The sequence below is a fragment of the Alphaproteobacteria bacterium genome, from assembly GCA_040220875.1.
Taxonomy (GTDB): domain Bacteria; phylum Pseudomonadota; class Alphaproteobacteria; order JAVJVX01; family JAVJVX01; genus JAVJVX01.
In genome coordinates this window covers 726043-739546 of the sequence record JAVJVX010000005.1, presented here as the reverse complement: position 1 = coordinate 739546, position 13504 = coordinate 726043, and the positions used below count along the sequence as shown (strand labels likewise).

Below are 13504 nucleotides of genomic sequence, written 5' to 3'. Positions count from 1 at the left end.
CCCCGGTCGGGACCCTGATCGGGCCGCCGATCCCGACCCCGGGCCAAACGGCTTGCGCGCCGCGCCCGATCGGCGGTAATCAGGGGGCGTTAACGACAGTTCGCGGGCAAGACCGCCGGGCGCCGGGCCCGGCACTCGCCCCGCTCCCCGCCCCGGCGGGGACGCACATGGGCCGCCTTAGCTCAGTTGGTAGAGCATCGCATTCGTAATGCGGGGGTCGCGTGTTCAAGTCACGCAGGCGGCACCATCCTCTTCATGACGCCCAATCTGGGCTCAGCTTCAGAACCTGAAGGTCGCAGGCGTAAACCCTGCGCCCGCAACCAAAAATAACGTCGGTAGCTCAATGAGTTCGGGGAGTTTTGCTATTTGGGGCGGTGGGTGGCTTGCATCAGATTTGCAGTGAATTTTTTGCCCATGTTGCGGGGTGAGACTGATAGCGGTACCGCCGACCCAATTCTCAATCTTGAACAAATACGGCGATCAAACTGAAGTTATCTTCGGCACCACGATTTTCGACGATGGCCCGCATTTTCTCAACAAACGGACTGGGTTCACTAAAGTCGGCTGCTATGGCACGCATCTCCCGCAAAAAAACTTTTTCGTGCATGCCGTCAGAAGTGAAGAAGAATTTGTCTCCCACATGCACGTCAAAGTCAAAAACGTCTATTTTTGGTTCCTTGCGGGCTCCAAGAGCGCTGTCAAGAATATTTTGTCTTGGGTAATTTATTAATTCTGATTTGCTTAATTTTCCTTGGTCGAATAAACGCTGTGCCTCTGTATGATCCTTTGTTAATCGAAGAATACCATTCTCACGGGCAATCGCTGCTCTACTATCTCCGCAATGAACTCCGGCTACGGTCGAGTTTCGAAAGATTGCCGCCGTTAGTGTCGTCGCCATTGTGCTTTCGCTCGAGCCCGGCGCCTGCGTGGACCTAATTTGGCTGTGGATGAGCTTTGCTAGATCAGAAAGATTAGGTTGGGTTGATTTTTCCTTGGTAACCGCGTTCCCGAATAACTGTATGGCAATCCCCGAGGCCGTATCACCACCGCCCATACCTCCCAACCCGTCAGCAACGGCAACAGCCACAGCTCCACCCGGCAAATTCCAAATGCCTATGCTGTCCTCGTTTACCGTTCTTGGGCCCGCTTCGGTAATGCTTGCTGTTGCAAACCTCATTGACAGAGCTCTGATAGCGCTTGGACGATTTCGGGATGGAGTTGACTGCGGTCCACGCTGATGGATCTTTCTAGATGGGCTACCGCGGAGCAAACCCAATTGTCACGGACCCGAAACTCAATTGCGACCCTCTTAGCTAACGCGTCATCCATATCGGGCCCACAAAGGCGCATAAATTTTCGTTCTACATACCAACGATTGTGGCTGGTTCCCATCTCCAACATTGCAACTAGGCAGTCGACTTTGGTCTCGAAATTGCCTTGTTCGACAAAAATTTCTAATCGGTTTGCAATGCCATCACAGTGATCAAAGTTAAAGGCCGTGTTAAATACCCAATCTGCGTAAACTATACCGATTTGGTTTGCACACCCTGGAGCTGCCTCACAAAGTTCGGTTATGCGCTGCCCGCTAAGATTCATGCATATGGCGCGCCTGTCCTGTTTGCTCGCCTGTGAATCAAGGAAATCTGCGAGCGCAGCCCATACATCTTCGTGTATCGAATTATCCGAATCTAGTTCGCTTATATAGTCAGCAGCCTGCCGGCTTTCGGTTTCGACATTGACGCTACCGACGCTTACCAGCGCGTCCAAGACGCTTCTGGCCGTCCGAAATCGCCGCGCAGGATCAAAGTATGTGCATCCGCGCAAGATTCCCCCATGCGGGCCTTCTTCTTTAATTTCAGCACACGGGACTCGATCAGCTGTGCCAACCATGTCGTGGAGGATGCAGCCAAGAGAATAGATATCGGATTGAGGTGACGCTCGTCTCAAATCTTTTGTTATTTCCGGCGCAGTGTAGTGATCTGAACCTTTCGCCATCCCAGTTGTTGTCAAAGCAGAAAGTTGTGATTCGTTTAGAGAAATCAGGCCAAAGTCACTAACTGCATAATAAGTAACCGGATCGTCACCGGAGTTATCAGTAAATCGGAGTACATTTTGGGGTTTAAGGTCACGATGGTAAATTTGAACCGAGTGCAATTCTTCCAAGGCAGCAACAATATCGCTAATTGCAGCGATAAAATTACCGCCCAGTGTTCTATCTGCGGCGATATCTTTGTCTAACGTACTTTCCGCCACAGGCATTAAGTAATATGGGGGGGCGGCATCTGGGTCGTCATCAATGACAGGAACAATATTCTGGTGTGAAACGCTTTTCTGAATCCGTGCTTCTCTCTTAAATCTCTTAATTACGTTTTCCCGGAGTTCAGGGGTGAGCGGCTGGTTCTCTGAAAACGTCTTGCGAGCGTATCGGGTTCCATCATCGTCCTCGACGAGGTCGACGTTTCCGAAGCCTCCTACCCCCAACTGTTCAATTACCTTCATCGCAAATCATCCGCATATCCCGAGCCGCGTGCTGTGCGAGGGACGAGGATAGCACTGAAACCCCCAAGCGATAATGATCGTTCGAAGGCTTCGGTGTCGGCTACAGGTTCGAGCGGCAGTCGGACTTACGGGTGTCGGAATGAAATCACTCAGCAGCGGTCGGCTGAACGCGGCTGTGGTGGGCATATGTATCCCACGTGATCTTGTAATCGTCTGACTGGTTGCCCCAGCCTACCCACCCCTTTCGGGTGTCGCGAGCGAATAGCTCGATGAAAGGCCCGCGGCCGCACGCCTCGATCACTTCATAGAGTTCATCCAGCTTGCGGCTATGTTCCCGTTTCTGCGTGGGGATTAGGTTCAGCTGAAGCCGAACGGGCGCCGGGCCCGTCCCGGCCCATCCTCGCCCATCCCCGCCCGTCCCGGTCCACCGATACCACCCCGATCGCCACGGATTAACGGCCGTCCGCGAACGGCGCCGGAATTCTCGCGGCGGGCGGATTTTTGCTGATAGGCTTTGCCTGCCGGCAACCGGCTTTCGCGCCGGGCGTCGGGTGAAGCAGAAACCCGCTACCCGAACCCAGGGGGAATCCCATGACACCCGATCTCTATTATCTCGCGCTGACGGCGCTTCTGACCGCTCTTCTATGGGTCGCCCACGTCATCGCCATCGTGCGCACCTATGGCTTTTACGGGCCCAAGGAATATACCGAGGCCAAGGTGCTCGACCTGCCCAGCTGGGGCCAGCGCTGCATGCGCGCGCATCAGAATGCGGTGGAACAATTCGCGCCGTTCGCTGCCCTCGTCCTCGTCGCCCATCTGACGGGCTCGACGGGCGAGACGACGGCGCTCGCCGCGGCCAGCTATTTCTGGCTGCGCGTCGCCTACACCATCGTCTTCTGGCTTGGCGTGCCGTATCTGCGCACGCTTCTCTTCGTGCTCTCGGTGCTGGCGATTCTCGTCATCGGCTGGGAAGTCGTCAGCTAGGCGGCGGCGGGCGGGTGGCCCCGCGCGACCCCGACCGGCCTTGGCCGGACGGGGTCCGCGGTCCCTGTCCCGGACTGGCCCGTCAGTACTTGACCGAGCAGCCGTAGGGCTTGGTCGCGGCCGGGTCCGGCGCCGCGCCCGCGTCAACCGCCTCGAGCGCGGCCGTCACATAATTCGTGGCGCCCGGGACATCACCCTTGTCGGCCGTCGGCCGGTCGTCGATCGCTCCCATGTAGGCGAGCTTGCCGTCGGGGCGGATGACGAACATATGGGGCGTCGTCCGGGCGTCATAGGCGCGCCCGATTTCGCCTTCGGGATCGAGCAGCACGGCGCTCGGATAGGCGCCGCGTTCCGCCGTCAGCTCGTTCGCCATGTCGGACGAGACATGGCCCTGCTTGCCCGGCGCGCTCGAGATCACCGTCAGCCAGACCACGTCCTCGTCCGTGGCGCTTCGCTGCAGGCGCTGCATGTTGCCTGTCTCGTAATGTTTGCGGACATAGGGGCAGTCATGGTTCGACCATTCCAGCACGACCGTCCTGCCCTGAAACGAGTCGAGCGAAACCGTCTTGCCGTTCGAATCGGTCGCCGTGAACCCGGGCGCCGGCGCGTCCACGCGCGGGGACGCGGCTGCCGGGCGCGAGACTATGGCGACCGCGATCGCCAGCGTCATCAGGGCGAGAATGATCAGCGAGAGAAATCTGACGGGCGCGCCGGCCGTGCGCGCGGCCGAGCGGAGTCTCCGGTGTCGATGGGGGGACATGAAACGCCTCCTTCGCGGCGGGTGAGGGGAACGGCGCTGGTACCGCCGCCGGCGCCGCGCCACAGTCTACCCCATGCCCTTCGAGGTCGCGCAAGGGGCAATGGAGGGCGTCAGCCCGCTTCGGGCGCGCGGTCGGGCATGGTGAGCGTCAGCCCGCTTCGGGCGCGCGGTCGGGTAACGTGCCGAGGATCGAGAGAAGCGCGTTTTCGGTCAGGATCTGGGGCAGGATCTCGGGCGGTGCGCCCGGCGCGCGATAGAGGACGTAGAGTGGCACCCCGTTGCGCCCGAACCGGGCCAGCGCCGCCGCGATCTCGGGATCGCGCCGCGTCCAGTCCGCCTTGAGATAGGCGAGATTCTTGTCGCGAAAGGCCGCCACCACCCCCGCGCGCGCGATCGCCACCTCCTCATTGACGAGGCAGGTGATGCACCAGTCGGCCGTGAAATTCACCAGCACCGGTCGGCCCGTGGCGAGGATTTCCGCCGGCCGGCCCGGCGCCCAGGGTGTCCAGTCGGGTCCGCGCGCGGCCTTTTCGGCGCTGGCGACACCGGGCGCGGCGCCGGTCTCGAGCATCCAGCCGAGCGCAAGGGCGAAAGCCAGCGCGGACGCGGCCACCGCCTTGAGGATCACGGGCCGCCGTCCCGTCCCGTCCTCTGCCCGGCGTGCCCAGCCAGTCAGCCAGATCGCGAAGCCGACCAGCAGAAACCCGCTCAACGCCAGTGCGAGCCCCGTCGAATCGACCTGCCGCGACAGCACCCACAACAGCCAGAGTGCGGTCGCGTAAAGCGGAAAGGCGAGGAGCCCCTTGGCGAAGTCCATCCACCGCCCCGGCCGCGGCAAGAGGCGCAGCAGTCCGGGGGACAGGCTCAGCGCCAGATATGGAAGCGCCATGCCAAGGCCAAGCGCGACAAAGACGGTGAGCCCGATCGCGCCCGGCTGGAGGACGGCGAAGCCCAGCGCCGCGCCCATGAAGGGGGCGGTGCAGGGGCTGGCGACGACGGCCGCCAGGACGCCGGTCACGAAGGCGCCCGACAGCCCGTCCCGGCGCGCCGCCAGGCCCTGGCCCAGCCCCATCAGGCGTTCGCCCGGCTGGAACACGCCCGACAGGCTGAAGCCGAGCACGAGGAAGAGATAGGCGAGCCAGGTGAGCACGAGGGGGGATTGCAACTGAAACCCCCAGCCGATGCCGGCACCGCCGGCGCGCAGCGCCAGAAGGATGCCGGCGAGCAGGGCGAAGCTGGCGACCACACCAAGGGTGAAGACCGTGCCCTGAAGGGCCAGCGACCGGCGCCCGTCATGGGCATGGGCGGCGAACCCCGCCGCCTTCATGAACAGGATCGGAAACACGCAGGGCATCACATTCAGGATGAGCCCGCCGATCAGGGCGAAGAGCAGGGCCTGCCAGAGCGAGAGGCCCGGCAAGGCGGGCGAACCCGCCAGCGGGGCGAGCCCGCCCGCCTCGTGCGCCCGGATATCGAAAGCCGCCCGCGCCGCCTCGTCTGTCCCCTCGGCCCCATTGGTGACGAGGACGCCCTGGAGCCGGTCCGGCGCCTCCGCCAGGGCCGCGTTGCGCGGCAGCGCCAAAGTCAGCGCGCCGTCATCTCGCGAAAAATTCTGGGCGCCCGCATAATCGATAACGCCAAAGCCGCCCGAGCCGCGCGGGAAGAACCAGGCGGATTCGATCCGGTCGGGAAGCTCGAGGCCGGAAACCCGCAGGGTGACTGTCTCGTCCCGCGCCTCGAATTCCGCCGAATAGGGTGTGCCCGAAGGTGTCTGGCGCGGCAGATGCGCCCGCGCGCGGGCGAAAAGCGGGGCGTCGGGACTGTCGGGCGGCGTCGCGCCGGCGCCGGCAACGGGCAGCGTCAGGCGGAAATTTCCGTTCTCGGGGATGCAGATTTCGGCACAGACGAGCCAGGTCGCCGCGGCTTCCACTTCGAGCGCCGAAGCCGCGTGCCCCGGCGCGAGGCGCATCGGGACCAGCAGCGTAACCTGTCCCTCGTAGCCGTAATTGGCGAGCGGCCCCACGGGGATAAGCCGGGGATGAGGCCAGCGGATCTCGCCCGCCGTCAGCCCCTCGGGCAAGGTCCACGCGATCCGCGTCGCCTCGCCCGAATCGCCCGGGTTCTCCCAATAGGTGTGCCAGCCCTCGCGCATGGCGAGCGACAGGCCGAGCCAGGCCACTTCCCCCGGCCGAAGCGCGGTTTTCTCGGATACCAGCCGTGCGGTGACATGATCGGTCACCACGCGATCGGTGGCCGTGGGAGCCGCGTCGGCGCCCGCCACGCCGGCCGGCAGGAGGCCGAGACAGAGCGTCAGCCAGAGTGCTGGTAAGAGCGCGCGTATTGCCATCAGGGCTCGCAAGTCAGGGAACGCACCATGCCGCTATCACCAGGCCACTATAGTGAAAAACCGCCAGCCGCCATATGTTCCCGCCAGCCGCGGACGGTGCCCGAGATCCACGGTGTTCTGGTTGAATTTCAAAGGTTTCCGACCGAGGCGGCTTGACTCGCCCGCCCCTGCTTCCTACACAAGCGCGGGGCCGTCGGCGCCTCGAGGCCGGGCGCGAGGCACGGGTGACAAGGACCGACGGCTGGGGATGGCATCGGTTTCGGCCACGATCAGCGTCGGAACTACTCAGATCTCACGAACATGCGCCACCGAGTCACGTCACGGTTTCTCGCGCGTACCCGGCTCACATACGTGTGACGACACGATGACGGGTGCTGCTGGTATTCATGTTCCGCCGGGCGGGACCGTCCATTCGGGCGAGGACGACACGAAGGGCCGGAGGAGGCCCGGTTTGTTTCGGGAGTGCAGAAATGACAGAGATGATCGCGATCGATGGTCTCGTGAAGAAATTTGGACCGATCACCGCGGTCGCCGGCGTCACGTTCCGGGTCGAGAAGGGCGAGGTGCTCGGCTTCCTGGGTCCCAACGGCGCGGGCAAGACGACCACCATGCGCATGATCACAGGCTTCCTCCCGCCCACCGCCGGAACCGCGCGCGTCTGCGGCATCGACGTGACCCGGTCGCCGATTGAGACCAAGGCGCGCATCGGCTACCTGCCGGAAGGCGCGCCTTCCTATTTCGATATGACGGCCGATTCCTATCTCGGCTTCATCGCCAATATTCGCGGCCTCACCGGGGCGGAGAAAAAGCGCCACATCGACGTCGCCGTCGAACGCGCCCATATCCGCGAGGTCATGGGCCGGCCGATTGAAACCCTGTCCAAGGGCTACAAGCGCCGCGTCGCGCTGGCCCAGGCCATCCTCCACGATCCCGACATCCTCATCCTCGACGAGCCGACCGAGGGGCTCGATCCAAACCAGAAATTCGAGGTCCGCGGTCTCATTCGCGAGATGGCGGCGGAGAAAGCGATCATCATCTCCACCCATCTGCTTGAGGAGGTCGAGCCCGTCTGTACCCGCGCCGTGGTCATCTCCCGCGGCCGGCTGGTGGCCGACGGGACGCCGCGCGAGCTGCTGAGCCGCGCCCCGTTTCACAACGCCGTGCAAATCAGCCTCGGCGCAGACACGGCCGGCGCGGCGGCGGCAGCCTTGCGCCAGCTCCCGCGCGTGGACAGTGTCGAGCGGCTGGAGAGCGGCGGAGACCTCGCGCTCTTGCGTGTCGTGCCAAAGGGACGCGCCTCCATCATCAGCGAGGTGACCCAGTTGCTGCGCGACAAGAATATCTCGACCGAAGAGATCCTTGTCGATCCGGGCAGTCTCGAAGACGTGTTCCGCGACCTGACGACCGGCGCCACGAAAAATATCGGGGCGGCGGAGGCGGCCCATGCGTAACACCTGGTTCATCTTCAAGCGCGAACTGGCCGCGTATTTTTCGACGCCGGTCGCCTATGTCTTTATCGTGATTTTTCTCAGCCTGATCGGTGCCCTGACCTTCTATGTCGGCAATTTCTTCGAATCCGGACAGGCCGACCTCCGCGGATTTTTCTTCTTCCATCCCTGGCTGTACCTGTTGCTGATCCCCGCGATCGCGATGCGTCTCTGGGCGGAGGAGCGCAAGTCGGGCACCATCGAAATGCTGACGACGCTGCCAGTCTCCACGACCCAGATCGTGGTTGGCAAATATCTGGCGGCTTGGATCTTCGCGGGGATCGCCCTGGCGCTGACCTTTCCCATCTGGATTACGGTCAACGTGCTCGGCAACCCCGATAATGGCGTGGTCTTCGCAAGCTATATCGGCAGCTTCCTCATGGCCGGCGCGTTCCTCGCCATCGGGTCTTGCGTGTCGGCATTCACGCGCAACCAGGTCATCGCCTTTATCGTCGGGGCCACGGTCTGCTTCCTGTTCACCATGAGCGGCCTCGACCTGGTGCTCAACTTCTTCCGCGCCTGGGCGCCGGAGCTGGTTGTGGAGGCGATCGGCTCGCTGAGCTTTCTCACCCATTTCACATCGGTGACGACGGGTCTTCTCGATCTTCGCGATGTCATCTTTTTCTTCGCGGTGATCGCCGCATGGCTCTACGCCAATGTTGAGATCGTCGAATTGAAGAAAGCGTCGTAGGAGGACGGATATGAGCAAACACAACCCCACCGTTCTCACCATTCTCGGTCTTGCACTTCTTCTGTTGCTGCTGCTGGCAGTCAACATGTTCGCGGGGGAGGCACTCCGGACCGCGCGCGTCGATCTGACGGAGGACAAGCTTTACACACTCTCGGACGCGACCAAGCAGGTGCTCGGGGAAATCGACGAGCCGGTCACCTTCCGGTTCTTCTATACGAAACAGCTCGGCGACCGCAGCCCGGCCATTGCCTCCTACGCGGACCGCATTGAGGAACTGCTGGATCAGTACGCCCTGCTGTCCGACGGCAAGCTCCGGGTCGAAAAATATTACCCCCAGCCCTTCTCCAATGAGGAGGACCAGGCGGTGGCCGCCGGGCTGCGCAGCGTTCCCTACAACGCGCAGGGCGATCTGGGCTTCTTCGGGCTCGAAGCGACCAACTCGACGGATGACCAGAAGCTCGTGGAGTTTTTCTCGCCCGAGCGCGAGAATTTTCTGGAATATGACCTGACGCAGATTGTTTACGCGCTGTCGAATCCCGAACGGAGGGTGCTGGGCCTGCTGAGCAAGCTGCCGCTGAGGGGCACGGAGGGGATTCCCAACCTGCCCCAAAGCCAGCAGATGCCGCCCTGGGCGGTTTACAGTCAGCTCAGCGAATTGTTCGAGATCCGGGAAGTGCCGGTGACGACGGACCGGATCGATCCCGATGTCGACGTGCTGATGGTGGTCCATCCCCAGCAACTTCTCGACAAGACGTTGTATGCGATCGACCAGTTCGTGCTGCGTGGTGGCAAGCTCATGGTCTTCGTCGACCCCTATTCGGAGGTGCAGGGCGGCCAGCAGCGGGGTCCGGCGCAGGGCGCGGCGCTCGGCAATTCCGAAATCTATCTGGAGCCCCTGTACGAGGCCTGGGGCGCCGAGGTGCTTGGCGGCCAGGTGGCGGGCGATCTCGAGGCGGCCGCGCGGGTCGATCTCGGCGGCGGCAAACGGGCCGCCTTTACCGAGTATGTCGCCTGGCTCAACCTGACCAAGCGCAACCTCAATGCTGACGACGTGGTGACCGCCCAGCTCGAGAATCTCTCCCTCGGGACGGCCGGTATCATCGAGCTCACCGAAGGCAGCCAGGCAGAACTTCTGCCGCTGCTCGTGACCTCGGAATATTCCCAGAAGATCGATGTCAACCGTGTGCGGTTCCGGCCCGACCCGGTCAAGCTGCTCAATGAATTCGAGCCTTCCGGGCAAAACATGGTGCTGGGCGCGCGGATCACCGGGACATTCAAATCCGCCTTCCCCGACGGCCCGCCATCTGTACCCCAGCCGGCCGATGGTCCGCCCCCGGCCGAAGAGACGGAGCCGCTGCCTCCGCATATCGCGGAAGCGGCTGCGGCCAACTCGGTGGTGCTGGTGGCCGATACCGACCTCCTTTCGGATCCCTTCTGGCTGTCGCCGCAGGGCGGCATGCCGCTCGCGGATAACGGCACGTTCGTCGCCAATATCGCCGAGAGCCTGACGGGCCGGCAGGACCTCATCGGTTTGCGCAGCCGGGGCACGTCGATCCGTCCGTTCATGCTGATTGAAAAGCTCGAACGTGAAGCGGAGCAGCGCTACCGTTCCGAAGAACAGGCACTTGCGCGGAAACTCCAGGAATCGCAGGAGAAATTCGAAAAGCTTCAGGGCCAGGGCAATCCGGAGAATCGCGACACGATCCTGACCCAGGACCAGAGCGAAACGCTCGAGCAGGTTCGCGCCGAAATCGTCAATACGCGCAAGGAGCTGCGTCGCGTGCAGGGTGAATTGCGCGAGGATGTCAATCGCGTCGGCACCGTCGCCAAGGTGGTGAACATCGTCGCCATGCCGCTTTTGGTGGCGCTTATCGCCATCGGGCTCGCAATCGTGCGCCGGGCCCGTCGCGCGCGTCGCGCCGCGATCGCCGATTAGGCCACGGAACACGCCCATGAACAGGATTACGCAACAAGGGTCGGCACTATGAAACTTTCCACGGTTATCGGACTGGCAGCGGCGACGGCGGTCTTTACCGGGGCCACGATGCTGGTCAACTGGTCGGGCACGGACGATCCCGTTGTGGAACGGGCGGGTGAGCCCGTGTTCCCGGATCTCGAGGAGCGCCTGGATGACGTGCAAAGGATCACGCTGACGAATAACGTGCGCACCCTGACAATTCATCGCGACGAGGGGACCTGGAGACTGAAAGAGTTTGCCGATTATCCGGCACGACAGGCACGGGTGCGCGAATTGCTGATCGGCCTTGCCGACCTCGAATACTACGAGCCCAAGACGAGCCGGCCCGATCTCTACGAGCGTCTGGAACTGAACGACGTCACGGACGACCGCTCGCGCGTGCGTCATATCACTCTCTATGGCGCCGATGATCAGGAGATGCTCGACGTCTACGCGGGCAAAAACCGCTTCAATCTGCCTGGGGCCCAAAACAAGGGTATTTACCTGCGCTTCCCGGGCAAGGAACAGACCTGGCTGACGCGCGGCAGTTTCGTTCCGGTCGAGGACCCGATGCGCTGGATCGACCAATCGATCATCGACCTGCCCTCGACCACCTGGCAAAGGGTCACGCTCCTCAGCCCGGCCGGCGAGAAAATCGTTTTCACGAAGGAGGACCCGGACTCGACGGACTACAAGGTCGCCAATCCGCCCGAGGGAAAGTCGGCCGAGGGCGGCTGGTCGGTCAATGTCGTGGGCTCCGTTCTGACCGGTCTCGATCTCGAAGATGTGAAGAGGGCGGAAGAGGTCGATTTCGAGAATAATGAAGTCTGGCGGGCAACCTACGAATCCTATGACGGGCTTACGGTCAATATCCGGATGGCCGATATCCGGACGGATTACTGGGCCGTCTTCGACGCCTCGGCCGGTGAAAACGCGAGCGAAAACGCCGTCAAATTGGCCAGCGATATCAACGACGAAACAGCCGGCTGGGCCTATCGGCTGGTCAGCTACAAGGCTACGCCCCTGCGCACGCGCATGGACGAGCTGATCGCTGAATCCGGCGCCGAGGGCAGCCCCGGCCGCTAGTCGCCAAGCCCCCCAACAAGCTTGAAAACCAGGTTGGGCCACGGGTAGCCTTACGCCACCCGGGGCGACAGCCGGGATCCTGGAAGTTTCCTTATTTTCAAAGGGGGGTACTGGCACAAATGGCGGCGAAAAACTCATCGGAAAGCTGGGGCGCGGTCGCGCGCATCTTTCACTGGACCATCTTTATCGTGATCGCGGGGCTGCTCGTAGTCGGCGTACTCATGACAGATATGCCGGACGGCCCGGACAAGGGCGAGCTTTACGGCCTGCACAAATCTTTCGGCGCCGTGCTCCTGGCCCTCGTATTGCTGCGCCTTGGATGGCGGCTGATGAATGTGCGTCCCGATCTGCCCGGCCACATGAAAAGCTGGGAAGCGACGCTGGCCAAGGCCAACCATCTTGTGCTGTACGTTGTCATCATCCTGATGCCGGTCAGCGGGATCGTCATGTCGCAGGCGGCCGGGTTTCCCGTCTCCGTCTTCGGCCTCTTTGAACTCCCGACATTCGTCGAGAAGAGCAAGGAGCTGGGCGGGCTGGCGCACAGCATCCATTACTGGACGGGCTGGACAATTGTGGCGCTTGTGGCTCTCCACATCGCGGGCGCCCTCAAGCATCACCTCGTCTACAAGGACAATGTCCTGCGCCGGATGATTTCCGGCTAGACGGATCGCTGTCGGGAATCCGGCGGTCCGGGCATGGCGCCCCCGACGGGAAGCCCAGGAGATGAGCCGATATGCCGTCCGGCGATGCAACGGTCTGCGTCATCATTCCGGCCTACAGGATGCTGGGGGCCCTGCGCCGCGCCCTGGCCAGCGTGGCGGCGCAGACCCGGCTGCCGGACGAGGTGATCGTGGTCGACGACGCGTCGCCTGAGCCCGTCACCGAGGACATTCTCGCCCTCTTCCCGACCCTGCCGGCGCGCATCATCCGGCACGAAGAAAACCAGGGTGCCGCCGGTGCGCGCAATACGGGGGTGGCGGCAGCCGGCTGCGAATTCGTCGCTTTTCTCGATGCCGACGATGAATGGCATCCGCAAAAACTTGAAAAGCAGCTCGGGTTTCTGGCCGGGCAAAGTGAGGCCAACCAGGTCAGCTTCACGGGCTATCGTCTGGTGCATGGCGCGACCGGCCACGCCGACGATCGCCGCGTCCCGCTACGCGGCTCGCCACTCGATACTTACATCTGGGGTTGCAATGTCAGCCTCGGCTCGACCTTCATGGGCCGGCGCGATCTGTTCAACAGGCTCGGCCCATTCGATACCTCCCTCCGGCGCTTCGAGGATTGGGACTGGGTGCTGCGTTCGGCCGACACTCACGATATCGCGGTCCTGTCCGAGATCCTTGCCGTCATTCATTCCGGTGCCTGGCCCTCCTTTGAAAGCGTGCGTCACTCCGTTCGGGTGCTGCGCCGGCGCTACGTGCGGGCCATCGGCTTTCATTCCCGCACCCGCGCGCGGATTTTCGTCTCCAGCCTGCAGCTTGAACTTTCCGTCGCCGCCTATCGTGCGGGCCGGCATTTCCGGGCGACCTGGTATTTTCTCACGGTAATGGCCCTTTATCCGGCGCGGGATGCCAATTTCTGGCATGCGTTTTTCCGCCGCCTGATGCTGGATTTCTGCTCCAGGTTGAAGGAAATCTTCCTTCCGCGCCCCTCGGCGCGTCAAATCTGATGCTTGGAGTGTACCCACCCGGAT

Annotated in this window: 12 protein-coding genes and 1 tRNA gene; 8 read left to right on the top strand and 5 right to left on the bottom strand. The window is 62.4% G+C overall.

The genetic code is table 11. From position 1 onward, the window contains the following. Positions 1–171 precede the first annotated feature (171 nt). A tRNA-Thr gene (locus RLQ26_05790) sits at positions 172–247 on the top strand. Positions 248–457: 210 nt separating this feature from the next. On the opposite strand, the gene RLQ26_05785 is transcribed toward RLQ26_05790, so the two are convergent. From RLQ26_05785 to RLQ26_05775, 3 genes are all read right to left on the bottom strand, one after another. After that, positions 458–1177, bottom strand: a complete 720-nt coding sequence (locus tag RLQ26_05785) for a protein phosphatase 2C domain-containing protein (protein MEQ9088235.1) — start codon at positions 1175–1177, stop codon at positions 458–460. Next, positions 1174–2499, bottom strand: coding sequence for a serine/threonine-protein kinase (locus RLQ26_05780; protein ID MEQ9088234.1), 1326 nt, complete (start codon positions 2497–2499; stop codon positions 1174–1176). The genes RLQ26_05785 and RLQ26_05780 overlap by 4 nt, the downstream gene beginning before the upstream one ends. A 145-nt stretch (positions 2500–2644) precedes the next feature. Beyond that, positions 2645–3097, bottom strand: coding sequence for an MT-A70 family methyltransferase (locus RLQ26_05775; GenBank protein ID MEQ9088233.1), 453 nt, complete (start codon positions 3095–3097; stop codon positions 2645–2647). Here RLQ26_05775 and RLQ26_05770 point away from each other — a divergent pair. Further along, positions 3091–3483: an MAPEG family protein gene (locus RLQ26_05770; GenBank protein ID MEQ9088232.1), complete on the top strand. Its 393-nt coding sequence runs from the start codon at positions 3091–3093 to the stop codon at positions 3481–3483. The genes RLQ26_05775 and RLQ26_05770 overlap by 7 nt on opposite strands. 82 nt (positions 3484–3565) lie before the next feature. On the opposite strand, the gene RLQ26_05765 is transcribed toward RLQ26_05770, so the two are convergent. Together RLQ26_05765 and RLQ26_05760 are read right to left on the bottom strand one after the other, a co-directional pair. Next, the gene (locus tag RLQ26_05765; GenBank protein ID MEQ9088231.1) at positions 3566–4153 is read right to left on the bottom strand and encodes a redoxin domain-containing protein; all 588 of its coding nucleotides are present in this window, start codon (positions 4151–4153) and stop codon (positions 3566–3568) included. A gap of 238 nt (positions 4154–4391) precedes the next feature. Next, the gene (locus RLQ26_05760; protein MEQ9088230.1) at positions 4392–6590 is read right to left on the bottom strand and encodes a protein-disulfide reductase DsbD family protein; all 2199 of its coding nucleotides are present in this window, start codon (positions 6588–6590) and stop codon (positions 4392–4394) included. 470 nt (positions 6591–7060) lie between these two features. Between RLQ26_05760 and RLQ26_05755 the strand changes: the two genes are divergently transcribed. From RLQ26_05755 to RLQ26_05730, 6 genes are all read left to right on the top strand, one after another. Further along, entirely contained in the window at positions 7061–8041 is a 981-nt protein-coding gene (locus RLQ26_05755) for an ABC transporter ATP-binding protein (GenBank protein MEQ9088229.1), read from the top strand. Beyond that, positions 8034–8768, top strand: coding sequence for an ABC transporter permease subunit (locus RLQ26_05750; protein MEQ9088228.1), 735 nt, complete (start codon positions 8034–8036; stop codon positions 8766–8768). Before RLQ26_05755 ends, RLQ26_05750 begins: the two co-directional genes overlap by 8 nt. Before the next feature lie 10 nt (positions 8769–8778). Next, positions 8779–10704 carry a Gldg family protein gene (locus tag RLQ26_05745; protein MEQ9088227.1) on the top strand — a complete coding sequence of 642 codons (1926 nt, stop codon included), beginning with the start codon at positions 8779–8781 and terminating at the stop codon, positions 10702–10704. A gap of 48 nt (positions 10705–10752) precedes the next feature. After that, the gene (locus RLQ26_05740) at positions 10753–11811 is read left to right on the top strand and encodes a DUF4340 domain-containing protein (GenBank protein ID MEQ9088226.1); all 1059 of its coding nucleotides are present in this window, start codon (positions 10753–10755) and stop codon (positions 11809–11811) included. 119 nt (positions 11812–11930) lie between these two features. Next, positions 11931–12473: a cytochrome b gene (locus tag RLQ26_05735; protein MEQ9088225.1), complete on the top strand. Its 543-nt coding sequence runs from the start codon at positions 11931–11933 to the stop codon at positions 12471–12473. Positions 12474–12544: 71 nt separating this feature from the next. Then, positions 12545–13480, top strand: coding sequence for a glycosyltransferase family 2 protein (locus tag RLQ26_05730; protein ID MEQ9088224.1), 936 nt, complete (start codon positions 12545–12547; stop codon positions 13478–13480). Positions 13481–13504 lie beyond the last annotated feature (24 nt).

Excerpts from the sequence above, each read along its gene's own strand:
- RLQ26_05730 (MEQ9088224.1), top strand. The coding sequence starts at position 12,545 with ATGCCGTCCGGCGATGCAACGGTCTGCGTCATCATTCCGGCCTACAGG.
- RLQ26_05750 (MEQ9088228.1), top strand. The coding sequence starts at position 8,034 with ATGCGTAACACCTGGTTCATCTTCAAGCGCGAACTGGCCGCGTATTTT.
- RLQ26_05785 (MEQ9088235.1), bottom strand. The coding sequence starts at position 1,177 with ATGAGGTTTGCAACAGCAAGCATTACCGAAGCGGGCCCAAGAACGGTA.
- RLQ26_05755 (MEQ9088229.1), top strand. The coding sequence starts at position 7,061 with ATGACAGAGATGATCGCGATCGATGGTCTCGTGAAGAAATTTGGACCG.
- RLQ26_05740 (MEQ9088226.1), top strand. The coding sequence starts at position 10,753 with ATGAAACTTTCCACGGTTATCGGACTGGCAGCGGCGACGGCGGTCTTT.
- RLQ26_05780 (MEQ9088234.1), bottom strand. The coding sequence starts at position 2,499 with ATGAAGGTAATTGAACAGTTGGGGGTAGGAGGCTTCGGAAACGTCGAC.
- RLQ26_05735 (MEQ9088225.1), top strand. The coding sequence starts at position 11,931 with ATGGCGGCGAAAAACTCATCGGAAAGCTGGGGCGCGGTCGCGCGCATC.
- RLQ26_05760 (MEQ9088230.1), bottom strand. The coding sequence starts at position 6,590 with ATGGCAATACGCGCGCTCTTACCAGCACTCTGGCTGACGCTCTGTCTC.
- RLQ26_05745 (MEQ9088227.1), top strand. The coding sequence starts at position 8,779 with ATGAGCAAACACAACCCCACCGTTCTCACCATTCTCGGTCTTGCACTT.
- RLQ26_05765 (MEQ9088231.1), bottom strand. The coding sequence starts at position 4,153 with ATGACGCTGGCGATCGCGGTCGCCATAGTCTCGCGCCCGGCAGCCGCG.
- RLQ26_05770 (MEQ9088232.1), top strand. The coding sequence starts at position 3,091 with ATGACACCCGATCTCTATTATCTCGCGCTGACGGCGCTTCTGACCGCT.